The organism is Streptomyces sp. NPDC058685, assembly GCF_042714725.1.
Lineage (GTDB): Bacteria > Actinomycetota > Actinomycetes > Streptomycetales > Streptomycetaceae > Streptomyces.
On the sequence record NZ_JBHXSL010000026.1, the window covers coordinates 51055 to 74910 of the forward strand.

Annotated in this window: 20 protein-coding genes; 9 read left to right on the plus strand and 11 right to left on the minus strand. The window is 72.1% G+C overall.

The window, feature by feature from the left end; all coding sequences use genetic code 11:
- Positions 1-184 precede the first annotated feature (184 nt).
- Positions 185-1219, plus strand: coding sequence for an aldo/keto reductase (locus ACFWU3_RS21335; RefSeq protein WP_384439696.1), 1035 nt, complete (start codon positions 185-187; stop codon positions 1217-1219).
- Between the two features lie 68 nt (positions 1220-1287).
- The gene (locus tag ACFWU3_RS21340) at positions 1288-2490 is read left to right on the plus strand and encodes a cytochrome P450 (protein WP_384439699.1); all 1203 of its coding nucleotides are present in this window, start codon (positions 1288-1290) and stop codon (positions 2488-2490) included.
- Positions 2491-2818: 328 nt separating this feature from the next.
- Here ACFWU3_RS21340 and ACFWU3_RS21345 read toward each other — a convergent pair whose 3' ends face one another.
- Positions 2819-3571, minus strand: a complete 753-nt coding sequence (locus ACFWU3_RS21345; protein ID WP_384439702.1) for an SDR family oxidoreductase — start codon at positions 3569-3571, stop codon at positions 2819-2821.
- Positions 3572-3704: 133 nt separating this feature from the next.
- On the opposite strand from ACFWU3_RS21345, the gene ACFWU3_RS21350 reads away from it, so the two are divergent.
- Positions 3705-5327 carry an alkaline phosphatase D family protein gene (locus tag ACFWU3_RS21350; RefSeq protein WP_384439705.1) on the plus strand — a complete coding sequence of 541 codons (1623 nt, stop codon included), beginning with the start codon at positions 3705-3707 and terminating at the stop codon, positions 5325-5327.
- Here ACFWU3_RS21350 and ACFWU3_RS21355 read toward each other — a convergent pair.
- Positions 5314-6324 carry a Gfo/Idh/MocA family protein gene (locus ACFWU3_RS21355; protein WP_384439708.1) on the minus strand — a complete coding sequence of 337 codons (1011 nt, stop codon included), beginning with the start codon at positions 6322-6324 and terminating at the stop codon, positions 5314-5316. The genes ACFWU3_RS21350 and ACFWU3_RS21355 overlap by 14 nt on opposite strands.
- Before the next feature lie 80 nt (positions 6325-6404).
- Between ACFWU3_RS21355 and ACFWU3_RS21360 the strand changes: the two genes are divergently transcribed.
- Positions 6405-7736 carry a multidrug effflux MFS transporter gene (locus ACFWU3_RS21360; RefSeq protein WP_384439712.1) on the plus strand — a complete coding sequence of 444 codons (1332 nt, stop codon included), beginning with the start codon at positions 6405-6407 and terminating at the stop codon, positions 7734-7736.
- Between the two features lie 49 nt (positions 7737-7785).
- Here ACFWU3_RS21360 and ACFWU3_RS21365 read toward each other — a convergent pair whose 3' ends face one another.
- Positions 7786-9099: a hypothetical protein gene (locus ACFWU3_RS21365; RefSeq protein ID WP_384439715.1), complete on the minus strand. Its 1314-nt coding sequence runs from the start codon at positions 9097-9099 to the stop codon at positions 7786-7788.
- Between the two features lie 204 nt (positions 9100-9303).
- Here ACFWU3_RS21365 and ACFWU3_RS21370 point away from each other — a divergent pair, with 204 nt between their 5' ends.
- Entirely contained in the window at positions 9304-10302 is a 999-nt protein-coding gene (locus tag ACFWU3_RS21370) for a small ribosomal subunit Rsm22 family protein (protein WP_384439718.1), read from the plus strand.
- Between the two features lie 2 nt (positions 10303-10304).
- Here ACFWU3_RS21370 and ddaH read toward each other — a convergent pair whose 3' ends face one another.
- The gene (gene ddaH, locus ACFWU3_RS21375; protein ID WP_384439720.1) at positions 10305-11129 is read right to left on the minus strand and encodes a dimethylargininase; all 825 of its coding nucleotides are present in this window, start codon (positions 11127-11129) and stop codon (positions 10305-10307) included.
- A 209-nt stretch (positions 11130-11338) separates the two neighbouring features.
- On the opposite strand from ddaH, the gene ACFWU3_RS21380 reads away from it, so the two are divergent.
- Positions 11339-11944 carry a TetR/AcrR family transcriptional regulator gene (locus ACFWU3_RS21380; protein ID WP_384439723.1) on the plus strand — a complete coding sequence of 202 codons (606 nt, stop codon included), beginning with the start codon at positions 11339-11341 and terminating at the stop codon, positions 11942-11944.
- Between the two features lie 116 nt (positions 11945-12060).
- On the plus strand, positions 12061-12825 hold the full coding sequence (locus ACFWU3_RS21385; protein ID WP_384439726.1) for a bifunctional DNA primase/polymerase: 765 nt from the start codon (positions 12061-12063) through the stop codon (positions 12823-12825).
- 248 nt (positions 12826-13073) lie between these two features.
- Here the strand turns inward: ACFWU3_RS21385 and ACFWU3_RS21390 are convergent, their stop codons facing one another.
- The 7 genes from ACFWU3_RS21390 to ACFWU3_RS21420 form a co-directional block, all read right to left on the minus strand.
- The gene (locus ACFWU3_RS21390) at positions 13074-14018 is read right to left on the minus strand and encodes a hypothetical protein (RefSeq protein WP_384439814.1); all 945 of its coding nucleotides are present in this window, start codon (positions 14016-14018) and stop codon (positions 13074-13076) included.
- Positions 13936-14919, minus strand: a complete 984-nt coding sequence (efeU, locus tag ACFWU3_RS21395) for an iron uptake transporter permease EfeU (RefSeq protein ID WP_384439729.1) — start codon at positions 14917-14919, stop codon at positions 13936-13938. Before efeU ends, ACFWU3_RS21390 begins: the two co-directional genes overlap by 83 nt.
- A 16-nt stretch (positions 14920-14935) precedes the next feature.
- Positions 14936-16234, minus strand: coding sequence for an iron uptake transporter deferrochelatase/peroxidase subunit (gene efeB, locus ACFWU3_RS21400; protein ID WP_384439732.1), 1299 nt, complete (start codon positions 16232-16234; stop codon positions 14936-14938).
- 11 nt (positions 16235-16245) lie between these two features.
- Positions 16246-17385 carry an iron uptake system protein EfeO gene (efeO, locus tag ACFWU3_RS21405; protein ID WP_384439735.1) on the minus strand — a complete coding sequence of 380 codons (1140 nt, stop codon included), beginning with the start codon at positions 17383-17385 and terminating at the stop codon, positions 16246-16248.
- A 184-nt stretch (positions 17386-17569) separates the two neighbouring features.
- On the minus strand, positions 17570-18409 hold the full coding sequence (locus ACFWU3_RS21410; protein WP_384439738.1) for a heme ABC transporter ATP-binding protein: 840 nt from the start codon (positions 18407-18409) through the stop codon (positions 17570-17572).
- Positions 18406-19707: an iron chelate uptake ABC transporter family permease subunit gene (locus tag ACFWU3_RS21415; RefSeq protein WP_384439741.1), complete on the minus strand. Its 1302-nt coding sequence runs from the start codon at positions 19705-19707 to the stop codon at positions 18406-18408. Before ACFWU3_RS21415 ends, ACFWU3_RS21410 begins: the two co-directional genes overlap by 4 nt.
- A 2-nt stretch (positions 19708-19709) precedes the next feature.
- On the minus strand, positions 19710-20717 hold the full coding sequence (locus ACFWU3_RS21420; protein WP_384439744.1) for a hemin ABC transporter substrate-binding protein: 1008 nt from the start codon (positions 20715-20717) through the stop codon (positions 19710-19712).
- Positions 20718-20889: 172 nt separating this feature from the next.
- Between ACFWU3_RS21420 and ACFWU3_RS21425 the strand changes: the two genes are divergently transcribed.
- Together ACFWU3_RS21425 and ACFWU3_RS21430 are read left to right on the plus strand one after the other, a co-directional pair.
- Positions 20890-22269: an HtaA domain-containing protein gene (locus ACFWU3_RS21425; RefSeq protein WP_384439747.1), complete on the plus strand. Its 1380-nt coding sequence runs from the start codon at positions 20890-20892 to the stop codon at positions 22267-22269.
- Between the two features lie 14 nt (positions 22270-22283).
- Positions 22284-23813 (plus strand): HtaA domain-containing protein, encoded by a 1530-nt coding sequence (locus ACFWU3_RS21430; RefSeq protein WP_384439750.1) that lies wholly within the window; start codon positions 22284-22286, stop codon positions 23811-23813.
- Positions 23814-23856: the final 43 nt, after the last annotated feature.

Sequence of the window (23856 nt, forward strand, 5' to 3'; positions counted from 1 at the left end):
GCGCGGGACCGGCCGGCGGTACCGGGCGCTTGGGGCCGGTCGGGCCGGTCAGGTATCGGGCACGTCGGGCCGGTCAGCCGTTCGTCCGCAGGTCGACGACGGCCCGGATTGCCCCGGGTGCCCGCTCGCCCGGCGGTCGCGGGCCTTGTCCTGGTGTGCACTCCAACTCGTAGCCTCCTGCGCCATGGACGCAACGGATGCAGTACGGACGGCCGGCACCAGGACACTGGGACGCGCCGGCGGGATCGAGGTCAGCGCGCTCGGGTTCGGGTGCTGGGCCATCGGCGGTGAGTGGCAGGACGGCGAGGGCAACCCGCTCGGCTGGGGAGCGGTCGACGACGACGAGTCCGTCGCCGCCGTGCGCCGCGCCCTGGACCTGGGCGTCACCTTCTTCGACACGGCCGACACCTACGGCGCGGGGCACAGCGAACGGGTGCTCGGCCGGGCGCTCGCGGGCCGCCGCGACGAGGTGGTGCTCGCGACCAAGTGGGGCAACCGGTTCGACGAGGCGACGCGCACCCTGACCGGGAGCGACGCCGATCCCGGGTATGTGCGCCGGGCGCTCACCGGCTCGCTGACCCGGCTCGGCACCGACCGGATCGACCTCTACCAACTGCACCTCTCCGACGCTCCGCTCGATGTGGCGGCGGAACTGCGGGACGCCTGCGAGGAGTTGGTCACCGAGGGGCTGATCCGGGCGTACGCCTGGAGCACCGACGACCCGGGACGTGCCGCCGTCTTCGCCGAGGGCCCGCACTGCGCGGCCGTGCAGCACGCCTGCAACGTGCTGGAGGACGCGCCGGTGATGCTCGCGCTCTGCGAGGAACGCGGTCTGGCGAGCATCAACCGCAGCCCGCTGGCCATGGGACTGCTCACCGGGAAGCACGGTTCCGGCAGCCGCGGCGCAGCGGGGGACATCCGGGCGACACCGCCGTCCTGGCTGCGCTGGTTCGGCGCGGGTGGGGTTCCCGAGCCCGAGTGGCTGGCGCGGGTCGACGCCGTACGCGACATCCTCACCTCCGGCGGCCGCACCCTCGCCCAGGGGGCGCTCGGCTGGCTGTGGGCGCGCAGCCCGCGGACCGTGCCGATCCCCGGCTTCAGGACCGTCGTCCAGGCGGAGGAGAACGCCGGCGCGCTGGCGTACGGCCCGCTGCGGCCGGAGCAGATGGACGAGATCGACAGGCTCCTCTCCCGCACACAGGACCGACCGCAGGATTGACGGGCCGTCAGATCTGTGGGTTCCTCGGGGTGTACCGCCACTGCGACGACATCCCGGGGAGCCCGGTCATGATCGATCTGCTCGAGGACACGTGGGCGCGCGAGGTTCCGCACCGGCAGTTCGCCCTGCTGCGCCGCGAGGATCCGGTGCACTGGCACGAAGTCCCGGACAACCAGGGCTTCTTCGCGCTCACCCGGCACGAGGACATCGTCGCCGCGAGCCGTGACCCCGAGCTGTGGTCGGTGGAGCTCGGCTCGTTCTTCATCCGGGACCAGACTCCCGAGGCGTTGGAGAGTCTCGGCCTCACCCTGGTCGGGATGGACCCGCCCAAGCACACCCGCTACCGGCGCCTGGTGAGCTCCGCGTTCTCGCCGCGCATGGTCCGCAAGCTCACCGACGACATCCAGCGCCGGGCAGAGGTGCTGGCGTCGACGGTTTCGGCGAAGGGGTACGAGTCGGAGTTCGTCCAGGAGATCGCGGCCCGCCTTCCGTTGCAGATCATCTGCGAGATGATCGGCGTCCCGGCCACGGACGAGGACCGCATCTTCGACTGGAGCAACCGGATGGTCGGCCACCAGGATCCGGACTTCCGTACGTCCCCCGAGGACGGGCAGAACGCGGCCGCGGAGATCTACGCCTACTGCGACGATCTGGCGGCCGTCCGCCGCGGGTCACCGCGCGACGACATCATGAGCGCGCTGGTCCACGCGGAGGTCGAGGGGGAGCGGCTGAGCACCCACGAGATCGACATGTTCTTCGTGACGCTCGTCGTGGCCGGCAACGAGACCACCCGCAACCTGCTGGCGGGCACGATGCTCACGCTCGTCGAACAGCCGGCGGCTCGGGCCGAGTTGGCCGCGGGGATCGACGACGACGCGCTGTGGGCGACGGCGACGGAGGAACTGCTGCGCTGGAACGGCTCGATCCACAACTTCCGGCGTACGGCGACCCGCGACACCGAGGTACGCGGCGTACCGGTCAAGGCCGGGCAGAAGGCGGTGCTGTACTACACCTCCGCCAACCGGGACGAGGCGGTCTTCGAGGAGCCGGACACCTTCGACATCCGCCGGACCCCGAACGAGCATCTGACCTTCGGCGGCGGCGGGCCGCACTTCTGTCTCGGCGCGGGTCTGGCCAGGACCCAGATCAAGGCCCTGACGCGGGAGCTGCTGCGCCGGCACCCGGAGGTGGAGCTGACCGGGGAGCCGCGGCGGATGCGGTCGGACTTCATCAACGGGATCAAGTACCTGCCGGTGCGGTTCGGAGGGTGAGCCCCCGGGGTAGCGGTCTACCGCGGCGACCGGTACAAGTTCGTGGCCCGGCTGCGGCGGCCGACCGACTGACCCTCCGGCAGTACGGCGCCCCGGCAGCACGCCCCGGAGGCCGCGACTCCGGGCCGCGGTTCCGGCCGCCCTCCGGGCGGCCCGGGCGCGGGCGGAGTACTCGCACGCGACCCGGAGCCGGAGCACCCGCACGCACCCCGGAGCACCCGCACCCGCTCCGAGGCACCCGCCCCGGAGCACCCGCACCCGCCCCGAGGCACCCGCCCCGGAGCACCCGCACCCGCCCCGAGGCACCCGCCCCGGAGCGTCCGCTCCCTCAGCCCCGCCCGATGTACGGCATCGCCGTCGCCATCACCGTCGCGAACTGCACGTTCGCGGCGAGCGGCAGCTCCGCCATGTGGAGCACCGTCCGTGCCACGTCCGCCGCGTCCATCACCGGCTCCACGACCACCTCGCCGTTCGCCTGGAGAATCCCCGACCGCATGCGCTGCGTCATCTCGGTGGCCGCGTTGCCGATGTCGATCTGGCCGCAGGCGATCGCGTGGGGGCGGCCGTCGAGCGACAGGGACTTCGTCAGACCGGTCATCGCGTGCTTGGTGGCGGTGTAGGGGGCGGAGTCCGGGCGCGGGACGTGCGCCGAGATCGAGCCGTTGTTGATGATCCGCCCGCCCTGCGGGGACTGGTCCTTCATCACCCGGAACGCGGCCTGCGCGCACAGGAACGCGCCGGTGAGATTGACGTCCACCACCGTGCGCCAGTCCTCGTACGAGAGGTCCTCGAAGCGGACGCCCCGAGGGCCCGACACCCCCGCGTTGTTGAAGAGCAGGTCGACACGCCCGAAATGCTGACAAACCGTGGCAAAGAGCGTGGTGACATCGGTCGGTGACGTCACATCAGTGGGAACACACAGGACATTCCCACCCGCCAGCGACGCCGTTTCCTCCAGAGCCTCAGCCCTTCTGCCCGCCACCGCGACCGACCATCCCGCCTCGGCCAGCGTCAGCGCGACGCTCCGGCCGATGCCGGAACCCGCTCCCGTCACCACCGCAATCCTCGTCCCAGTGTTCATGGACGCGCAGCGTAGCCGCGTACCTGTACGGGGAACTCATCCGACCGACATACGGATGTTGTGTACTCGACAACGCAGAGTCGTCGGCCCCTACTCCAATGCGGAAGGACAACATCCGTCATGGGAGGGGCACATGAGACCCGCATCGCACGCACCCGAGCTCCGGGCCGCCGCCCAGCACATCGGCCGCCGCAGGTTTCTCACCGTGACCGGTGCCGCCGCGGCGCTCGCGTTCGCCGTCGACCTGCCCGGCACCGCCCACGCGGCCGCACTGGACTCCAGGAAGATCACCGAGGACCCCTTCACGCTGGGCGTCGCGTCCGGGGACCCGCAGCCCGGCTCCGTCCTGCTGTGGACCCGTCTCGCCCCCCGTCCCTACGAGCCCGACGGCGGACTGCCCCGCGGCACGTTCACCGTGCGCTGGGAGATCGCCCACGACTCCCGTTTCGCGCGCATCGCACGGCGCGGCTCGGTCACCGCTCACCCCGAGTTCCACCACAGCCTGCACGTCGAGGCCGGCGGGCTCGACAACGACCGTCCCTACTACTACCGCTTCCGCACCGGCACCTGGATCAGCCCGGTCGGCCGCACCCGCACCGCACCCGCCCGTTCCGCGCGCATCGGCGAGCTGAAGATCGCCGCGGTGTCCTGCCAGGCGTACCACGACGGCTACTTCACCGCGTACCGGCATCTCGCCGCGGAGGAGCTCGACGCCGTGTTCCACCTCGGCGACTACCTCTACGAGTACGCCGTGAACGCCGTCGGCGGCGCCCGCAACTACACCGACCGCCGGCTGCCCGCCCACTTCAACCGGGAGACGGTCACGCTCGAGGACTACCGGATGCGCTACGGCCTCTACAAGTCGGACCCCGACCTGATGGCCGCCCACGCCGCGCACCCCTTCGTCCTGACCTGGGACGACCACGAGACCGAGAACAACTACGCCGACGAGACACCCGAGAACGACGTCCCGCCGGAGGAGTTCCTGCTCCGCCGCGCCGCCGCCTACCGGGCGTACTGGGAGAACCAGCCGCTGCGCAGGCCCCAGCAGCCCAAGGGGCCCGACATGCAGCTCTACCGGCGGCTGCACTTCGGCCGGCTCGCCCAGTTCGACATCCTCGACACCCGCCAGTACCGCTCCGACCAGGCGTACGGCGACGGCTGGAAGGTGCCGGGACCGGAGTCCGAGGACCCGTCGCGCACCCTCACCGGTGCGACGCAGGAGCGGTGGCTCATCGACGGCTGGAAGCGGTCCGGCTCCCGCTGGAACGTCGTGCCCCAGCAGGTCACGTTCGCCCAGCGCCGGGACGTCCCCACCGCCGCCTACAAGCTCAGCATGGACGCCTGGGACGGCTACCCGGCGTCCCGGCAGCGGGTTCTCGCCGGCGCGCAGACCGCCGGCATCGAGAACCTGATGGTCCTCACCGGTGACGTGCACGTCGGCTACGGCTTCGACCTCAAGAAGGACTGGGCCGACCCCGCGTCCCGCACGCTCGGCACCGAGATCGTCGCCACGTCCGTCAGCAGCGGCAAGGACGGCGCCGACAAGCCCGCCAACTGGGACAGCTTCACCCAGGCCAACCCGCACATGAAGTTCTACAACGGCCGGCGCGGCTATGTGACGGTCACCTACGGCGAGCGGCAGGCACGGGCGGACTTCAAGACCGTCAGCGCCGTCACCACCCCCGGCGCGCCGCTCACCACGGCGGCGTCCTTCGTCACCGAGTCCGGCAACCCGGGTCTCACCCCGGTGTGACGCTCCCTCGCCCCGCCTCGCCGGGATAGCGGACGCCGACGCGGTCCCGTACCGCGTCGAGCGTCCGCATCACGGCGAGCGTCCCCTCCAACGGCACCAGCGGCGACTGCTTCTCGCCGGCCCGCAGACACCGCATCACCTCGGCCGCCTCGTGCCGGAACGGATGCGGGTCGGCCGGAACCGCGAACTCCCGCGGCTGTTCGCCCTCCCGGTGCAGGACGAACCGCTCGGGGTGGAAGAAGCCGCGCGGAAACTCGACGCGGCCCTTCGTGCCGGTCACCGACGCCGTCATCGGGGTGTCCGCCACGATCGAGCACGACAGCAGCGCGGACGCGCCCGACTCCCAGCCCAGCAGCATGCCCGTGTGCAGGTCCACGCCCTCGGGCGCGAGCAGCGCGTGCGCCTCGATCCGGTCCGGCTCGCCGAGCAGCAGCTGCGCGAACGACACCGGGTAGACGCCGAGATCGAGCAGCGCGCCGCCGCCGAGCGCCGGATCGCGCAGCCGGTGGCCGGCGTCGAACGGGCCCGCGAGCCCGAAGTCGGCGGACACCGAGCGGATGTCGCCGATCGTGCCGTCGGCGACGAGCTCGACGAGTTGGCGCATCAGGGGATGGCAGTACATCCACATCCCCTCCATCAGGAACAGCCCGCGCTCGGTGGCGAGGTCGACGAGCTCCCCGGCCTCGGCGGCGTCGAGCGTGAACGCCTTCTCGCACAACACCGCCTTTCCGGCCGCCAGACAGAGCCCCGCGGCCGCCCGGTGCGCGGAGTGCGGTGTGGCGACGTACACCACATCGACGTCCTCGTCGGCGGCCAGGGAGGCCCAGTCGCCGTACGCCCGGGGGATCCCGAACCGGTCGGCGAAGGCCCGCGCCGACGCATCGCTGCGGGACGCCACCGCCACCACCTCGGCGTCGGGCATCTGTTGCAGATCAGCGGTGAACGCTGCGGCCATGCCGCCCGTCGCCAGTACGCCCCATCGCATGATGTCGCTCATTCCATCCCCGCCTGAAAAGGGACTCGACCACTCCGGACGAGCTGAGAGCATAGGGAGGGATTCAACAACATGGAGAGCGAATGCCGAAGCCGGAGACCGGCCAGGACCGTACAGAAGGACACATACCGTCCGCCGACCCGGTGTCGGCGCCTGCTCCCACGGGACCCGTCGCTCCCGTGGCCCGCGAGGCGGTCGCCGCCGCGCGCCGCGTCGGCCTCCTCGTCACCCTCGTCCTCGGCGGACTCACCGCACTGCCGCCGCTCTCCATGGACATGTACCTCCCGGCGCTGCCCGCGGTCACCGACTCCCTGAGCGCGCCCGCCGCCACGGTCCAGCTGACCCTGACCGCGTGCATCGCCGGTATGGCGTTCGGCCAGCTCGTCGTCGGCCCGATGAGCGACCGGTGGGGACGCCGCAGACCGCTGCTGATCGGCATGGTCGTGTACGTCGTGGCCACCGCGATCTGCGCGGTGGCCCCCTCCGTCCAGCTGCTCATCGGCTTCCGGCTGCTCCAGGGCCTCGCGGGCGCCGCCGGCATCGTCATCGCCCGCGCCGTGGTCCGCGATCTGTACGACGGCGTCGAGATGGCCCGGTTCTTCTCCACCCTGATGCTGATATCCGGCGTCGCCCCGATCATCGCCCCGCTCATCGGCGGCCAGGTGCTCCGGGTCACCGACTGGCGCGGCATCTTCGTCGTGCTCACCGGAGTCGGCATCCTGCTCACCCTCGTGGTGGTGAGGTGGCTGCCCGAGACGCTGGCCCCGGAGCGGCGGCACAGCGGTGGCGTGGGGGAGACCCTGCGTACCGTTCGGTCGCTGCTCGGCGACCGGGTCTTCAGCGGCTACATGCTCACCGGCGGGCTCGCCTTCGCGGCGCTGTTCTCCTATGTCGCGGCCTCGCCGTTCGTCGTGCAGGAGATCTACGGCGCGTCCCCGCAGACCTTCAGCCTGCTCTTCGGCCTCAACTCCGTCGGCCTCATCGCGGTCGGCCAGATCAACGGCAGGGTCCTGGTGGGCCGGGTCAGTCTGGACAAGGCGCTCGGCTTCGGTCTGGGCATGATCACCCTGGCCGCGACCGGGCTGCTGCTGATGACCTCGGGCGTCTTCGGCAGGGCCGGCCTGTTCGCCGTGGCCGCCGGACTCTTCGTGCTGATGTCCTCGATGGGCCTCGCGATGCCGAACACCAACGCCCTGGCCCTGATGCGCACTCCGCACGCCGCCGGCTCCGCGTCCGCGCTGCTCGGCACCTCCGCCTTCCTGCTCGGCGCGGTCGCCTCACCTCTCGTCGGGATCGCCGGCGAGGCGACGGCCGTCCCGATGGCCGCGGTCCAACTGACCTGCGCGATCGGCGCGGTGGGCTGCTTCCTCGGGCTGTGCAGGCCGTGGCAGCGGCGCGCCGAAGCGATCGCCTGAGCCGCGGGCGCCCCACCGCCCACCGCGATTCAGGGCGTATGGGCGCGCTTCAGGGCGTACGGGCCGGATGCCCGCTCAGCCGGGGCCGGTCCTGGGCGTCCGTCCAGCCGAAGAGGCCCACGCCCGCGGCCTCCGCGCCCGGCAGCCGTACCCCGGAGGCCAGCGGCTGCGGCACCCCCGACGCCGGCTCCAGGGCGATGGGCGTGCCGCCGCCCGCCAGCGCGTCCGCCGGGCCGCGGGCGCTCGTCGCGCCGTACGCGAGACCGGCATCCGTCACGGTCGTCAGCGTCAGCGGCTTGGAGCCGTCCGACTCCTCGAAGCAGTAGCCCCTGCGCCGTTCCAGGTCGAAGGCGAGGTTCCCGGCGACCAGGAAACCGCCGCCGGGCGCGAGCACCGCCTGCGGGTACTCGCCCGGCTCGATGGCCGGCCGCCGGCACCGCACCTGGACCAGCGGACGGCCGGACGCCGAGTCGTGCACCGCCCAGATGTCGTGCGTGGCCGCGTCCTTGGCGCCCTTGGCGGGCCGCCACACGGCGAGCAGCCGGCCGGCCGCCACCGACGTCGGCACCCCCGAGGCGCGGTCGCTGCCCGCCGGGGCGACATCGCGGCTGTACCAGCCCCCGCGGACCCAGAAGCCCGACTCGCCGCTCAGCAGCAGCCCTTTGGCGGTCAGGGCGCGCACCTCGGTCAGCCGGCGGCACCCCGCGCAGCCCTTCGGGTGGCCGAGCGACGTCTCGGGCACCTGTGTCACCGTGCCGGACGCGGGGTCGACCACGGCGCTGCGGGTGCGCCCGTCGCCGACGAGGATGCCGGGACCGGTGCCGGACACGGTCGGTGGGGTCGCCCACGGGATCTCCACCCGCCGCCGGGACCCGTCGTCGGCGCCGTACACATCGAGTACGACGAAGGTGCCGGCCGTGGTCAGCGTGTCCTCGCCCGCCCGTCCGAACGTCCAGGTCACGAAGTACTCGCGGCCGTCCCTGGCGACGGACAGCAGCCGGGGGAGAGGACCGTCGGAGGCGGGCGGACGCCACGGGCGGCCGGTCCAGCCGGCCCTGCCGGTGGCCGCGTCCAGGGTCCGCAGCCGGAAGCGGTCGCCGCCCGTGCGCTCCAGATAGCCGATCCGGCCGGCCTTCCGCGCGACCGCGTACTCGTCCGACGCCATCGCGATCTCCCAGCCGGGCTTCGGGTCGTACCCGGCGGGCACGGTGAGGCGGGGCCGGGGGGCCGCGGAGTGCCGGGCGGTACTGCGCGGCTTGTCCTCCGAGGTCCCGCCCTCGCCGCCGTGCAGGCTCAGTGCGAGGAGGAGCGCCACCGCGACCACCCCGGCCACCAGAGCCAACCGCACGACCCGCTGTCTCATGGTCCCCCCGGAAGCGACGCCTCACGTTCCGTGTGCGGCGAGGGCCACAGCGTAGCAACCGCCCCTGAGGCCACAGCAGTTCGATCCCGTACCCGAAGCGGTGGCCCCCGCCGTGCCCCGGGGTGGCCGCGTCGATCGCCGCGGTCCTGTCCGGCTGATCTTCGCGGGCCGCGGAGACCACCGGACAGGACCTAGAATCACTCGGTGAACGCCACCCTTCCCACCGCGGACGCCCTGCGCAGCGCACTCGCCGGCCTGCTGGACGGGCTGCCGCCCTCGCAGGCCGCTCAGGCCGTCGACCGGCTGATCGCCAACTACCGCGGGACGACGCCGACCGACGCCCCCGTGCTGCGCGACCGTTCCGACGTCGCCGCCTACGCCGCGTACCGGATGCCCGCGACCTTCGAGGCCGTACGGTCCGCGCTCGGCGCCCTGCGCGACGCCGCGCCCGGGTGGACCCCGGCCACCCACACCGACATCGGCGGTGGCACGGGTGCGGCGACCTGGGCCGTGGCCGAGGCCTGGGCGGACGAGTCCCCGCGCACCACGGTGCTCGACTGGGCGGAGCCGGCGCTGGCGCTGGGCCGGGAGCTGGCCGCGGCGTCGGGTGTGCCCGCCTTGCGCGCCGCCCGCTGGGAGCGCTCACGGATCAGTGCGTCGCTCCGGCTGGAGAGCAGCGATCTCGTCACGGTGTCCTACGTCCTCAAGGAACTCACCGAGGCGGACCGGGCCGCCGTGGTCGCCGAGGCGGCGCGCACCGCGCAGACCGTGGTGATCGTCGAGCCGGGGACCCCGGACGGCTACGCCCGGATCATCGAGGCCCGCGACCGGCTCATCGGGGCGGGACTGACCGTGGCGGCGCCCTGCCCGCACAGCGGTGACTGCCCGATCGTCCCGGGCACGGACTGGTGCCACTTCGCGGCCCGCGTCAGCCGCTCCTCGCTGCACCGGCAGGTGAAGGGCGGCTCCCTGCCGTACGAGGACGAGAAGTTCAGCTATGTCGCGGCCACCCGCTTCCCGCCGGAGCCGGCGTCCTCGCGGATCGTGCGCAAGCCGCAGATCCGCAAGGGTCTGGTGCTGCTCGACCTCTGCGAGCCGGAGGGTGCCCTGACCCGTACGACGACGACCAAGCGCCACGGCGAGCTCTACAGGGCCGCGCGCGATGCGGCGTGGGGCGACGCCTGGCCGCCCCACACCGGCTGATCTCAGGGGCGCAGCTCCTGTGTGCAGCACTTCACGCTGCCACCGCCCTTGAGGAGTTCACCCAGGTCCATGCCCAGGGGTTCGAAGCCGCGGTCCCGCAGCGGCTCGTAGAGGCCGACCGCCGCCTGCGGCAGCAGCACATGGCGCCCGTCGCTCACCGCGTTCAGGCCGAGCGCGGCGGCGTCCCGTTCCTCGGCGATGAGCGCGTCGGGGAACAGCCGTTCAAGCACCTTGCGGCTGCCGGGCGAGAACGCGCCCGGGTAGTACATGATCTCGTCGGCCGCGTCGTCCAGCACGCTCAGCGCGGTGTCCAGGTGGTAGTAGCGCGGATCGACCAGTTCCAGCCCGATCACGGGCCGGCCGAAGAACTCCTGCGCCTCGTCGTGCGAGAGCGGACTGGAGCGGAACCCGCGGCCCGCCAGCACATAGGACGAGGTGACCGCGAAGTCCCCCTCGCCCTCGTTGATGTGCAGCGGTTCGTGGATCTCGGTGTAGCCGGCCGCGCGGAACCACGCGAGGTGCGCGGCCGCCTCGGCCTCGCGTTCCCGGTGGGCGAACCGGGCGCCCAGCACCCGGTCGTCGATGACGGTCGCGCCGTTCGCGGCGTAGACCATGTCGGGCAGGTCGGGCTGCGGTTCCAGCAGCTCGACGGTGTGGCCGAGTGCGCGGTAGCGGTCGCGCAGGTCCTCCCACTGGGTCAGGGCCAGCGGCAGGTCGACCGGTTTCGCCGGATCCATCCATGGGTTGATGGAATACGTCACCTTGAAGTGCACGGGTGGGCACATGAGATAGCGACGCGGCGATGCGTCACGAAGCGATGAGCGCAATGAGGGCTCCTCACGAACGAACAGGGGCACGCGGTCTGCGTGCAGCCATGGTGCGGCCTAACCGGCCGCTTCGCAGGAGATCGACCACGTGGTTCACCGATTTGTGAGGTAAGCGCAGGCCGGCGTACTCCGCCGTGTCACGCGAACCGACGAATCGAGACGATACGTATCGGTTTGTTGTTGCCGGGAGCGGCACCTAGATTGACGGGATGACCGACACCAAGGCACCCGACGCCGGCCGCCGCAGCGAACGCTCCCGCCGCGCGATCTACGAGGCCGCCCTCGCCCTCGTCACCGAGGAGGGCTACACCCGCACCACCATCGAGGGCATCGCTGCCCGGGCCGGTGTCGGCAAGCAGACGATCTACCGCTGGTGGCCCTCCAAGTCGGCCGTGCTCCTCGAAGCCTTTCTCGACCTGGCCGAGCAGGCGGCCGCAGGGGAGGCCGAGATCCCCGACACGGGCGACCTCGCGTCCGACCTCAAACTCGTGCTGCGGGCCACCGTGGACGAGATGAACAGCCCCGCCTACGACGGACCCGCACGCGCGCTCGCCGCCGAGGGTGTGATCGACCCGGTGCTCGGGGCCCGGTTCGTCGAGAAGCTCCTCGACCCTCAGCTGGAGCTCTACGCGACCCGCCTGCGCTCCGCCGAGGACGCGGGCCAGGTACGGGCCGGGACCGATCTGCGGATCGCGCTGGAACTCCTGGTCGGGCCGCTCACCCACCGCTGGCTGCTGCGCACGCTGCCCCTCACCCACGCGTACGCGGACACCGTCGTCGACTACGCGCTGAACGGTCTCGCGCCCCGCGGCTGACCCCCTGCGGAATGCCGGGGTCCACCCCCCGGTTGGGGACAGTGGCCACCCGGGGAGCAGGATGGTGGGACCATGGCAGAGTCCGCCGGTGCCGAGTGTGAGGTGTGAGGGGATAGATGGGCGACGGTAAAGGCCGCTACCGCGGCACGGAGAACAGGCTCCCCCGCGAGAGCCGGCTGCCCCAGTGGCTGCGCCGGCGCCCCCGCGACACCGAGCCGGAGGACTCACGCCGCGAGTCGCTTCTCCTGGCCGCCGCCGGAGCCGGACTGCCTCTCGCGCCCGCCGCGTATCCCGTCGCCTACCGCTGTTCCTGCGACCGCATCGGCTGTCCGACGCCCGCCATGCACCCCGTCTCCTTCGCCTGGCAGACCCAGTCCACGACCGACCGCGCCCAGATCGAGCGGTGGGCCCAGGGCCAGCCCGAGGCGAACTTCATCACCGCGACCGGCATGGTCCACGACGTCCTCGACGTCCCGCTGGAAGCCGGGCTCAGCGCGCTGGAACGCCTCTTGGAGCAGGGCATCGACGTCGGTCCGGTCGCCGAGTCCGGCGGCACGGGCGGCGACGGACGACTGCTGTTCTTCACCGCCACCCGCGGCACGCCCGAGGACGAGGACGAGTGGTGGCCGTGCGAGCTGGACTGCCACCCCGAGACGATGGACGAGCACCCGGGGCTGCGCTGGCACTGCCGGGGCAGCTATGTGCTCGTACCGCCCGCCCGGCTCCCCGGTGATCTGGCAGTGGAGTGGGTGCGGGGCCCGGAGCATCCGCTGCCGGACCCGCTGACCCTGCTGGAGACGCTCACCGACGCGTGCGCGCGGTACGCGGGCGACGACGAGGAACTGAACCGGCACGCGCCGGCCTGGCCGCTGGGCCGCTGAGCCACGGCGGCTGCCGGCTGCTACCGGGCCCGCCGTTCGGTGCGGGCCGGACCGTGCCGGGCCCGCCGTTCGGTGCGGGCCGGACCGTGCCGAGCCTGTCGTTCGGTGCGGGCCGGACCGTGCCGGGCCTGTCGTTCGGTGCGGGCCGGACGGTGCCGAGCCCGCCGTTCGGTGCGGACCGGACCGTGCCTGTCGTACGGTTCGGGCCCGACCTTGCCGGGCCCGGTTCCGGGCCCGGAACCGTCTGCCTAGGACCCCTTCGCCGAGGTCAGACCCGTCAGCCGGCCGAGGACGTCGACCTTGCCGACGCCGGAGGCCGGGACCGCCACCGCCTGGCTCGACACCCGCTCCTTGGTGATCGTCTGCTTCACCTCGCCGGTGAGCAGCGCCTTCACGTCCGGGTGCACCTTCAGGCGCACACCCTTCGCCGCGGTCTGCCGCTCGTAGTTGCGCACGGTGAAGAAGACCAGCGCCCCGCCGTCCCGCGTCGCGAGCCCCAGCGGCGCGAAGTCACCGCTGTCCAGCGGCTGGTCGATGTACTGCGTGGACATGCCCGGGAGGTTCTCCTCCTTCTGCCGCGAGGCGCGCCAGTCGGAGGTGTGCGGTCCGTCCTTGAAGTTGTCCGGCTGCCCGCTCTGCATGTACGAGGAGTAGTCCCCGCTCAGATCGCGCGGGGCGACCGCCAGCTCACCGCTGTCGACGGCGACCGGCTCGGCGTAGCCGTCCTGGTCCGTCTTCAGTTCCGGTATGCGGCCGGGGGTGAGGATGGTCAGATACGTCGCCTTCCACACCTCCGCCGGACCGTTGCGCACGAAGATCAGCACCCAGCGGTTGTCCTCGCTGCCCCGGTCCCGGTCGCGGTTGGAGTCGACGTCGGCCAGGAAGAAGCGCGGCCAGCCGGCCTTCTTGGGAATCGTGATCTTCGGATCGCCGAGTTCCAGCGGCACGTGCTGGGGATTGCCGTCCGGGTAGTTGACGCTGCGCGCCTTCAACCCGGCCTGGTTGATGGCTCCGAGCGCACCGGTGACCCGGCCCGCGTCCAGAGCCGGGTCGTACGCCTTGTCGGCGGCGTTGTAGGCGGCGGTGAACTGCTTGACGGCCTCGACGGCCTCAGCCTTCGTCACCGACGGAACGATCTCCCGTTCCCCGTGCACCGTCACGCACCCGCTCGCCGTCAGGGCCAGCGTCGTCATCGCCACGAGGCCCGTCGCCGCCCGGCGCGGTCCTGTCACCCGAATCGGACTTCTCATCGGCTGCCTTCTGCTCCTCGACCCCCACTGACCGTCCGAACCCTACCGGGGCGAGGAAGAACCCGAGTGCCGGGATCAGATACAGGGCCCACACCACGGTCTGGAGAACGGTCGGATCCGGCTGGAAGTTGAAGACGCCCTTCAGCAGCGTCCCGTACCAGCTGTCGGGCGGAATCGTCGTGCTGATGTCGAAGGCCTTGTTCGCCAGACCGCCGAGGAATCGGGCTTCTTGCAGGTCATGGACGCCGTACGCGAGGACACCAGCGGCCACGACCACCAGCATGCCGCCGGTCCAGGTGAAGAACTTGGCGAGATTGATCTTCAGGGCGCCGCGGTAGAAGAGCCAGCCGAGCAGGATCGCGGTCGCGATACCGAGGAGGACCCCCGTCAACGGGCCCTGCGAGCCCGCCTCGTCGGTGGCGGCCCGTACGGAGGCCCAGACGAACAGCGCCGTCTCCAGGCCCTCGCGGCCCACCGCCAGGAACGCGGTGGCGACCAGCGCGCCCGTGCCCATCTGCAGGGCGGCGTCCAGCCTGCCGTGCAGTTCGGACTTCAGGTGCCGTGCGGTGCGCTTCATCCAGAAGACCATCCAGGTCACCAGGCACACCGCGACGATCGACAGCGAACCGCCGAGCAGCTCCTGTGCCTCGAACGTCAGCTCCTGCGAGCCGTATTCGAGAGCGAAGCCGAAACCGAGCGACAGGGCGACCGCGACGCCGATGCCCGTCCAGATCGGCCGCAGCGCGTCCCGTCTGCCGGTCTTGACGACATACGCGACGAGGATGCAGACGACGAGGCTTGCCTCCAAGCCCTCGCGCAGGCCGATCAGATAGTTGCCGAACACGGCCGGTCCCTTCTGGTCATGAGAACAGCGCCCGTCCCCACCAGTCGTCCGTGTCCCGGACGCCCGGCGGGACCGCGAACAGCGCCGAACCCACGTGCTGGATGTACTCGTTGAGGTCGTCGCGCGCGAGCGAGCGCTGCACCGGGACGAACCCCTTGTCGATGTCGCGCTGGTAGGCGAGGAAGAACAGCCCCGCGTCCAGGCGGCCGAGACCGTCCGTGCCGTCCGTGAAGGAGTAGCCGCGGCGCAGCATCCTCGCTCCGCCGTTGGAGGTGGGGTGGGCGAGCCGGACGTGCGAGGTGGGCAGCATCGCGGGCAGGAACGGCTCGTCGCGCTCGTTCGCCTTGCCGACGGGGGCGCCTTTGCCCTTGTCGCGGCCGAAGATGTCCTCCTGTTCCTGGAGGGAGGTGCGGTCCCAGGTCTCGACGTTCATCCGGATCCGGCGGGCGACGAGGTAGGAGCCGCCGGCCAGCCACGCCGGACCGTCGTTCTCCGACACCCACACATGCTTCGTCAGCGCCGCGCCGTCCGTGCCGGCGATGTTGCGGGTGCCGTCCTTGAAGCCGAAGAGGTTGCGGGGTGTCTGCGCGTCGGGGGTCGTCGACGACGTCTTGCCGAAGCCCAGTTGCGACCAGCGCACCGCGACTGTGCCGAAGCCGATCCGGGCGAGGTTGCGGATGGCGTGCACCGCGACCTGGGGGTCGTCGGCGCAGGCCTGGACGCACAGATCGCCGCCGCTGCGTGCCGGGTCGAGGTTGTCGCCGGAGAACTTCGGCAGCTCCGCCAGGCCCTTCGGCCGGCGGCCCTCGAGCCCGAAGCGGTCCTTGGCGAACAGGGAGGGGCCGAAGCCGATGGTCAGCGTCAGCCGGGACGGCTTGAGGCCCAGTGCCTCGCCGGTGTCGTCCGGCGGTGCCTCGGCGAGACCGCCGAACGCGCCCTCGCCGACGGGCAGTCCGGCGGTCATGCGCTCAGCGGCCCGCGTCCAGTCCTTCAGCAACTGGACCAGCTCGGCACGGTCCTTCGTCTTCACGTCGAAGGCCGCGAAGTGCAGCCGGTCCTGCACGGCGGTGGCGACACCGGCCTGGTGCGCCCCGTGGAAGGGCACGGCGGATCCGGTCGCCGCCGCGGTGGCGGTCTCGTCCCCGCCGCCGAGCGCGGCCACCGTGCCGCCGGCCGCGGCGGCACCGAGCGCGAGACCCGCACCACCCCAGCCGAGCAGCGCACGGCGGGACGGCGTACCGGTGCCCGTGCCGGACTCCCGGGGGCCCGCGGCCTCGGGCGTCGCGTCGGTCTGCTTGTCGTCAGACGCCGACATCTCGGTTCCCCCTACTTGACGACCGCGGCGGCGAGCTTCGACAGCGGCTCGGCGAGGGCGTTGACGCCGTCGCTGAGCTCCTTGCGCTGGTCCTTGCCGACGGTGTCGTACGAGGCGAACACGTAGGTGGTCTTGTCCTTGCGGTACTTGTCGAGCAGCGTGTTCAGCGCGGCGAACTGCTTGTCGAGGTCGGCCACCAGCTTCGGGTCGTTCTTCGACGCGACCGGCTTGAGCAGCTCGAAGGACGTCTGCGCACCTTCGACGTTGGCCTTGAAGTCCACCAGGTCGGTGTGGCTGTAACGCTCCTCCTCACCGGTGACCTTGCCGGTGGCGACCTCGTCGAGGAGTTCCTTGGCGCCGTTGGCCATGGAGGTCGGCGTGATCTCGGCGGTGCCGACCTTCTTCTGCCAGACCGTGAGGTCCTTGATCAGAGTGTCGGCGAGCGCGGTGTCGGCGGGGCCGAGCTTCTTGTCCTGCCACAGGGACTTCTCCAGCCGGTGCCAGCCGGTCCACTTCTGGCCCTTCTCCACACCGTCCTCGCGCAGGTCGACCTTGGGGTCGATGTCACCGAAGGACTCCGCGACCGGCTCGGTGCGCTCCCAGCCGATACGGGAGTCGGCGTACGCCTTCTTCGCCGCCTCGATGTCACCGGCCTTGACGGCGTCGGCGAAGACCTTCGCCTTGGGCAGCGTCTCGTCGGCCTGCGCCTGGACGTACTGGCGGTAGCCGGCGACCGCGGCGTCCATCTCCGGGCTGCGCTTGACGGCCTTGCCGCCCGTCGCGGTGACCTTCTGGCGGATTCCGTCGCCCTTCATACCGGGCTTGCAGGCGATCTCGTACGAACCGGACTTCACCTCGGCGGTGAGCCGGGCCTTGGTGCCGGGGCCTATGTTCTCCCGCTCGGTGACGATCCGGTCGTCGGGGAAGAGGATGTAGACCTCGGTGACCTTGCCGCCCTTGTTCTCGATGTCGAGCTGGACGTGCCCGGCGGGGAACTCCTTCTTCGACACCTCGCAGGAGTCGTCCTTCGCGGTGACCTTGATGGCGCCGCCGTCAGCGGCCTTGTCGTCGGCCTTCTCGGCGCAGCCCGTGACGGCGGCCAGAGCGGCCGCGGCCGCGGTGGCAGTGGCGACGGAAAGACGGACTCGCATACGGACTCCATGCGGCAAGAGGCCCGGCGGAGACGGGCTGAGGGTGGGTGAGGCTGACCTAACTTAACCGAGCCTTACCTCGTCGGTACCCACCCGTGCAGTGATCTGGGACTCATGACGTACGTCCGGAAACGGACAGGTCACAAGCTGTCCATCGGGACCCCAGGACTCGGTCAAGCAGAGGTCAACCGGCTCGTTGCGGAAGCACCACGGGGACGCCGGAGCGAGGATGCGGGAACACTTCGACGGGCTGCCGGTAGACCCGGCTCAGCAGCACGTCGTCGAAGACCTCGGCCGGCGGGCCCTCGGCCGCGAGCCGGCCCTCGTGCAGCACGGCGACCCGGTCCGCGTACGCCGCGGCGAGACCGAGATCGTGCAGCACGACAACCACGGCGTCACCGGCGGTGGCACGCTCCCGGCAGATGCGCAGCACCAGTTCCTGGTGGCGCAGATCGAGGGCCGCCGTCGGCTCGTCGAGCAGCAGCAGCGGGGCGCGCTGGGCCAGGACGCGGGCCAGGGCGACCCGGGCGCGTTCACCGCCGGAGAGCGCGGAGAAGGGGCGGGCCGCGAAGCCGCCGACCTCCGTGACGGCCATCGCCTCGGCGACGGCCGCGTCGTCCTGCTCCTGGAGCGCGGTCCCGGCCCAGGGTGCGCGCCCCATCCGTACGACGTCCTCCACCAGGAAGGGGAAGGAGAGCGCGGCGGCCTGGGGCAGCACGGCGCGGCGCAGGGCGAGTTCGGGAGCGGTCCAGCCGTCGGCCGGCCGGCCCGCGATGTTCACCGAGCCGCCGTCGGCGGGCAGATCGGCGGCGAGAGCGCCGAACAGGGTCGACTTCCCGGCGCCGTTCGGACCGACCAGCGCCAGTACCTCGCCGGCGTGTGCGGCGAGCTCCACCCCCGTGAGCACCTCACGGCCGCCGAGGCGGACATGGAGGCCGCGGGCCTCGGCGACGACGGAACCGGGTTCGGGTCGCGCGGGCAGCTCCCGCCGCCGCATGCCGAACAGACGGGTCACGGACCTCATGCCCAACCACCTTGCCTGCGACGGGTCCTGAGCAGCAGCCAGAAGAAGAACGGGCTGCCGAACAGCGCGGTGAGCACGCCGAGGGGGAGTTCGGCGGGCTCGGCGACGGTGCGTGCCGCGAGGTCTCCCGCGACCAGCATCAGCGCGCCGCCGAGTGCGCTGCCGGGCACCAGGAAGCGATGGCCGGGCCCGTGCGCCATCCGCAGCAGATGCGGGACGAGCAGTCCGACGAAGGTGATGATCCCGGCGACGGCGACCGCTGCCGCGGTGAAGAGGGCGACGACGAGGACGAGGATGATCCGCAGCCGCTCGACGTCGATGCCGAGGTGGCGCGCCGGCCGCTCGCCGAGGGCGAGCAGGTCCAGTTTCCGTGCGTACAGGGGCGCGATGGCGAGACCGAGGAGCGCGCACGGCAGCACGGCGAGCACCTTGGGCCACGTCGCCTGGGAGAGCGAACCCAGCTGCCAGAAGGTGATCTGGGTGATCTGGGCGTTGTCCGCGAAGAAGATGAACAGGCCGATGAGAGCGCCGGCGAAGGCGTTGACGGCGATGCCGGTCAGGATGAGGGTGACGACCTCGGTCCGCCCTCCCGAGCGGGACATCGCGTAGACGAGGAGCACCGTCACCAGCCCGGCGACGAACGCGCAGGCGGTGATGGTCCAGTTGCCGAGGAAGCTCAGCCCGAGCGCGATGGACGCGACGGCGCCGACGGCCGCGCCGGAGGAGATGCCGATGATGCCGGGCTCGGCGAGGGGGTTGCCGAAGACGCCCTGCATCAGGGCTCCCGCGCAGCCGAGGGACGCGCCGACGAGGAGCGCGAGGACGACACGGGGCAGGCGGACGTTCCACAACACGCTCTCGCCGACCCGGTCGAGCGCGTGCCCGCCGAGCCCGGCCCGGTGCCGCACCGAGGCGATGACATCGGTGACGGGAATGTCGTACGCGCCGTGGGCGGCGGACACCAGCGCCAGAACGAGGACGCTCGCCAGGAGTCCGCCCGTGAGCAGTCCGGCCCCGGTACGGGTGCGGGCCAGGGGGACGGCGTCGTTCGTGTCCTTCGGGGCGCCTGGGCCGGAAACGTTCCGGGAGCCCTCCGGGGTCTCCTGGCTCCTGGAGGACTCGGGGCTTTCCGGGGTCTCATGATGCTCGTGGGCCTCGGGGCTCTCCGGGACCTCACGGCTCTCATGGGCCTCGGGGATCTCATGGCTTTCGGGGCTCTCGGCGCCCTGAGGGCCGCTCCGTTGCTCCCGGTCCGGGTCCCGCTCGCGGGCGGGGGAGTGGTGTGCGTGCGTGGCCATCGTCAGCGGCCGTCCGGGTGGAGCTGGTCCACCAGCGACCGGAGCACCCGGTCGGTGCGCGGCCCGTAGTTCAGCAGGACGCCGTCGTCGATGCTCACCACCCGGCGGTCCATCCCGGCCGGGGTCTGGGCCACACCGGGGATCTTGACCAGACCGTCGATGCCGCCGACCGACTTCAGACCGTCCGTCATCACCATCAGGGCGTCCGGCGCGGCCTTCGCGAGGGCCTCGGCGGTGATCGGGGTGAAGTCCTTCGCCAGACCCGACTCCTTGCCGGCGTCCACGGCGCCCGCCGCCTCCAGCAGCGAGGAGGCCCCGGACTCGGCGCCGCCGATGAGGTAGACCGACGCCGAGCCCCGCAGATAGAGGAAGGCGACGCGGGGCTGCTTGCCCTCGGCGGGCTTCGGGATGTCCTTCTGCACCGCCGCGATCCGCTGTGCGGTACGGGTGTTGAGCCGGTCCCCGGCCGCCTTGACCCCCAGTGCGCCGGCCACCGCGTCGATCCGCGTCCGGACGTCGGCGAGGCTCTTGGGCGCCTTGACGACGACGAGCGGGATGCCCGCGGCGCGTATCTGGGCGATGGCCTCGGCCGGGCCGGTCGTCGAGTCGGCGAGGACGAGCGTCGGCTTCAGCGACAGCACGCTCTCGGCGGAGACGTCGTGTCCCCGGGTCACCACCGGCAGTGCGCGGGCCTGTTCGAAGGTCGCGGTGATGTCGCGCGCCACCACCTGCTTGCCCAGGCCGAGCGTGAAGACGATCTCGCTGAGCCCACCGGACAGCGGCACGATCCGGTCCGCGGCGGAGACGGTGACGCTCTTGCCGTCTGCCGAGCGCACGGTGGCCGGGAGTTCGGGCTTCGGCGTCGCGGCGAGCGGCTCGATCCGGTCGGCGGCCACGGCCGCTTTCGGCTTTCCCGTGGCGGCGGGGGACTCGTCACCGCCGCATCCGGTCGCCGTCAGGGCGAGGGCGAGGACCGAGAGGAGAGCACCTGCCAGGCGAGGTGTGCGCACCGGGACACCTTTCTCTTGTTCACTGTCTAAGACGGTTACCGCGGCAGTCTGCCATGGGCGGGCGGGGAGTTGGCCGATGTTTCGGGTGGGCGGGGTCTTCCGAACCACACGAATCAGAGCTTAGGTTAGGCTCACCTTACTTGCCAGTGCCTCGTGCCCCGGAGGATTCGTCATGCTGCCCTTCAGACCGGCCCGCGCGTCCGCCGTGGCGCTTCTCGCGGTCCTGCTCGGAGCCCTGCTCCCGGCCGGCACCGCACACGCGGCGGACCGCACGGTGCAGGGCGGCAGGCTGGACTGGGGCATCAAGTCCTCGTTCCAGCGCTATGTCACCGGTCCCATCGCGCACGGCAGTTGGCGGCTCACCGGCGGCGCGGCCACCGTCGGCGGCAGCCAGTTCCGCTTCCACTCGGCCTCCGGCCACTACGACCCGGCCACCGGCTCCTTCACCTCCCGCTTCTCGGGCGGCGTGCACTTCCTGGGCCACCGCAAGGCCGACGGCAGCCATGAGCTCGACCTCGCGCTCAGCCGCCCCACGGTGAGAATCTCCGGCGGACAGGGCACGCTCTTCGCGGACATGGCCAGCAGGGCCCGGTCGACGGGCAGGGTCACCACGTCGAGCCAGGTCCCCTTCGCCTCGCTCAACCTCTCCGGCATCTCGATGAAGGGCGGCGCGGGGCCCATCGAACTGCGCACCGTCCCCGCCACACTGACCTCGCAGGGCGCCGCGGCCTTCGCCGGCTACTACACCGCCGGCACCCCGCTCGACCCGATCAGCCTCCGCGTCGACCTCGCGCCCGCCCGCACGAAGCCCTCCGCGCGACCGCCCGCGACCGCCATCCCGCCCGCCAAGGCCGGTTCGCTCCAGGAAGCCGCCGTCGACTGGGGTGTACGCCGCACCTTCCGCGAATACGTCACCGGCCCGGTCGCGCAGGGCCGTTGGGCCCTGGCGGACGGCGCGCAGGACGGCGGCGCGCTCTTCCGCTTCCCGCGCGGCAAGGGCAGCTACGACGCCGGACGCGGAACGCTCTCGGCGTCGTTCGCCGGTTCCGTCCGGTTCACCGGCGACGGACTGGACCTCCGGCTGAGCAAGGTCAGGGCCACGGTGTCGGCCGGCCGCGGCACGCTGACCGCCGATGTGGCGCGCGGCGGCAAGACGCTCGGAGCCGTACCCCTGGTGACCTTCGCCGCCCCGCGTCTCGTACCGAAGAAGGGACTCGCCGCCGTCACGGAGGCACCGGCGACCCTCACCGCGCAAGGTGCCGCGGCCTTCGGCGGGATGTACGCCGCGGGCACGGTCATGGACCCGGTCTCGCTCGCCGTGACCGTGGACCGGGCCGCCCGCCTGCCCGCCCTGCCCGACCTGGGCAGCGAGGCCGCACCGTCACCGCGACGGACCACGACCGCGCCCGCCACCGCCTCCCGGCCGGCGGCGGCCGCTTCGTCCGACACCTCGTCCCCCACCGGGACCTACCTCGCCGTGGGCGCCGGAGCCCTCGCCGCCGCGGCCATCGCCCTGTACGTCGTCCGGCGCCGCCGGACGGCCCAGCACTGAGGAGACCAACGACCATGGCAGCCACTCGCCGCCCCATCACCCTCGCCGCCGCGACAGCCGTCGTGGCCGCGCTCGGCGCCACCGCCTTCGCCCTTCCGGCGCTCGCGGCCGGCAGCGGTTCCGCCGCTCCCGGCGCCCCGAAACTGGAACTGAAGGACGGCACCCTGGACTGGGGCTTCAAGCAGTCCTTCCGCTCGTACGTCACGGGCATGGCCAAGGGCACGATCGTGGCGGCGGACGGCGCCACCCAGGCGCCGGACAACGGCCCCTTCACCTTCACCGGCGGTACGGGCACCTACGACACCGGCACCCACGCCACCGACACCGCCTTCAAGGGCAATGTCCTTTTCTCCTCCATCGCCCACGGGTTCGCCATCAAGCTCGCCGATGTGAAGGTGCTGACCGCGGGCACCACGGGCAGCATCCAGGCCGACGTCACCCTCAACGGCACGACGCAGGACGACATCGCGGTGGCGAAGCTCGATCTGTCGAAGGTCGCCCCGGGGCAGGGCGAAGGCGGTGCGATGGTCTTCAAGGACATCCCGGCCGCGCTCACCGCCGAGGGCGCGAAAGCCTTCAACGGCATGTACAAGGAGGGCGACGCGCTCGACCCGGCGACCCTCTCGGTCAAGGCGGTGAAGCCGGCCCCGTCGGCCACGCCGAGCGTGACCCCGCCGGTGACGCCGACCCCGACGGTCACCGCGACCGCGACGACCGACCCCACCGCGATGCCGTCCCCCACCGACTCCGCGACCCGTGACCCGGGGGGCAGCGACGGCTCGGTCGTGGACGGCAATCTCGACTGGGGTGTCAAGAAGCGGTTCCGGGACTACGTCACGGGCCCGATAGCCCACGGCAAGGTCGAACTGTCCGGCGGCGCGGCGAAGTCGGGCGAGGGCTACCGCTTCCCCGAGGGCCGCGGCTCCTACGACGCCGGCACGAAGACCCTGGCGGCCTCCTTCGACGGCGGCGTCCGCTTCCTCGGCCACCTCACCGGCGGCCAGTACGTCCTCGATCTGAAGCTGAGCGGCGTCGAGGTCGAGGTGAACGGCACCCGGGGCACCCTGGTGGCCGACGTCAGCACCAAGGACCGGGAGACCGGCAAGGTCGCGACCTACCAGAACCTCGGCATCGCCTCGCTGACCGTTCCGGCCGGCGCGCTCACGGCGCAGGCGGACGTGGTCAAGCTGACCGGCGTACCCGCGAAGCTCACGGCGGAGGGCACCAAGGCGTTCGGCGGCATGTACCCGGCCGGTGAGGAGCTGGACCCGGTCACGGTCGCGGTCTCCCTCGACGAGGACGCCGAACTGCCCGAGGGCTCCGGCGGCACGAGCGGCTCCGGCGGGTCCGCGGGCGGTTCGACGGAGGGCGGCTCGGCCGGTACGACCACCGGGGGCGGCACCGTCGGCGGCACGGGCGGCGCCCTGGCCTCCACGGGCTCCGAGGTCCCGACGACCGCGCTGGCGGCCGCCTCGGCGGGCATCGCGGTGGCGGGCGCGGCCGTGGTCTTCGCGATCCGGCGCCGGGAGGCGACCCGCTCCTGACCCACGGGTCCCGCGTCACGGGCCGCACCGGCAGCAGTCGCCG

What these genes read in the sequence shown, in the direction of transcription:
- ACFWU3_RS21335 (WP_384439696.1), top strand. Translation starts at nt 185, where the DNA reads ATGGACGCAACGGATGCAGTACGGACGGCCGGCACCAGGACACTGGGA.
- ACFWU3_RS21340 (WP_384439699.1), top strand. Translation starts at nt 1,288, where the DNA reads ATGATCGATCTGCTCGAGGACACGTGGGCGCGCGAGGTTCCGCACCGG.
- ACFWU3_RS21345 (WP_384439702.1), bottom strand. Translation starts at nt 3,571, where the DNA reads ATGAACACTGGGACGAGGATTGCGGTGGTGACGGGAGCGGGTTCCGGC.
- ACFWU3_RS21350 (WP_384439705.1), top strand. Translation starts at nt 3,705, where the DNA reads ATGAGACCCGCATCGCACGCACCCGAGCTCCGGGCCGCCGCCCAGCAC.
- ACFWU3_RS21355 (WP_384439708.1), bottom strand. Translation starts at nt 6,324, where the DNA reads ATGAGCGACATCATGCGATGGGGCGTACTGGCGACGGGCGGCATGGCC.
- ACFWU3_RS21360 (WP_384439712.1), top strand. Translation starts at nt 6,405, where the DNA reads ATGCCGAAGCCGGAGACCGGCCAGGACCGTACAGAAGGACACATACCG.
- ACFWU3_RS21365 (WP_384439715.1), bottom strand. Translation starts at nt 9,099, where the DNA reads ATGAGACAGCGGGTCGTGCGGTTGGCTCTGGTGGCCGGGGTGGTCGCG.
- ACFWU3_RS21380 (WP_384439723.1), top strand. Translation starts at nt 11,339, where the DNA reads ATGACCGACACCAAGGCACCCGACGCCGGCCGCCGCAGCGAACGCTCC.
- ACFWU3_RS21385 (WP_384439726.1), top strand. Translation starts at nt 12,061, where the DNA reads ATGGGCGACGGTAAAGGCCGCTACCGCGGCACGGAGAACAGGCTCCCC.
- ACFWU3_RS21390 (WP_384439814.1), bottom strand. Translation starts at nt 14,018, where the DNA reads ATGACGACGCTGGCCCTGACGGCGAGCGGGTGCGTGACGGTGCACGGG.
- efeB (WP_384439732.1), bottom strand. Translation starts at nt 16,234, where the DNA reads ATGTCGGCGTCTGACGACAAGCAGACCGACGCGACGCCCGAGGCCGCG.
- efeO (WP_384439735.1), bottom strand. Translation starts at nt 17,385, where the DNA reads ATGCGAGTCCGTCTTTCCGTCGCCACTGCCACCGCGGCCGCGGCCGCT.
- ACFWU3_RS21410 (WP_384439738.1), bottom strand. Translation starts at nt 18,409, where the DNA reads ATGAGGTCCGTGACCCGTCTGTTCGGCATGCGGCGGCGGGAGCTGCCC.
- ACFWU3_RS21415 (WP_384439741.1), bottom strand. Translation starts at nt 19,707, where the DNA reads ATGGCCACGCACGCACACCACTCCCCCGCCCGCGAGCGGGACCCGGAC.
- ACFWU3_RS21425 (WP_384439747.1), top strand. Translation starts at nt 20,890, where the DNA reads ATGCTGCCCTTCAGACCGGCCCGCGCGTCCGCCGTGGCGCTTCTCGCG.
- ACFWU3_RS21430 (WP_384439750.1), top strand. Translation starts at nt 22,284, where the DNA reads ATGGCAGCCACTCGCCGCCCCATCACCCTCGCCGCCGCGACAGCCGTC.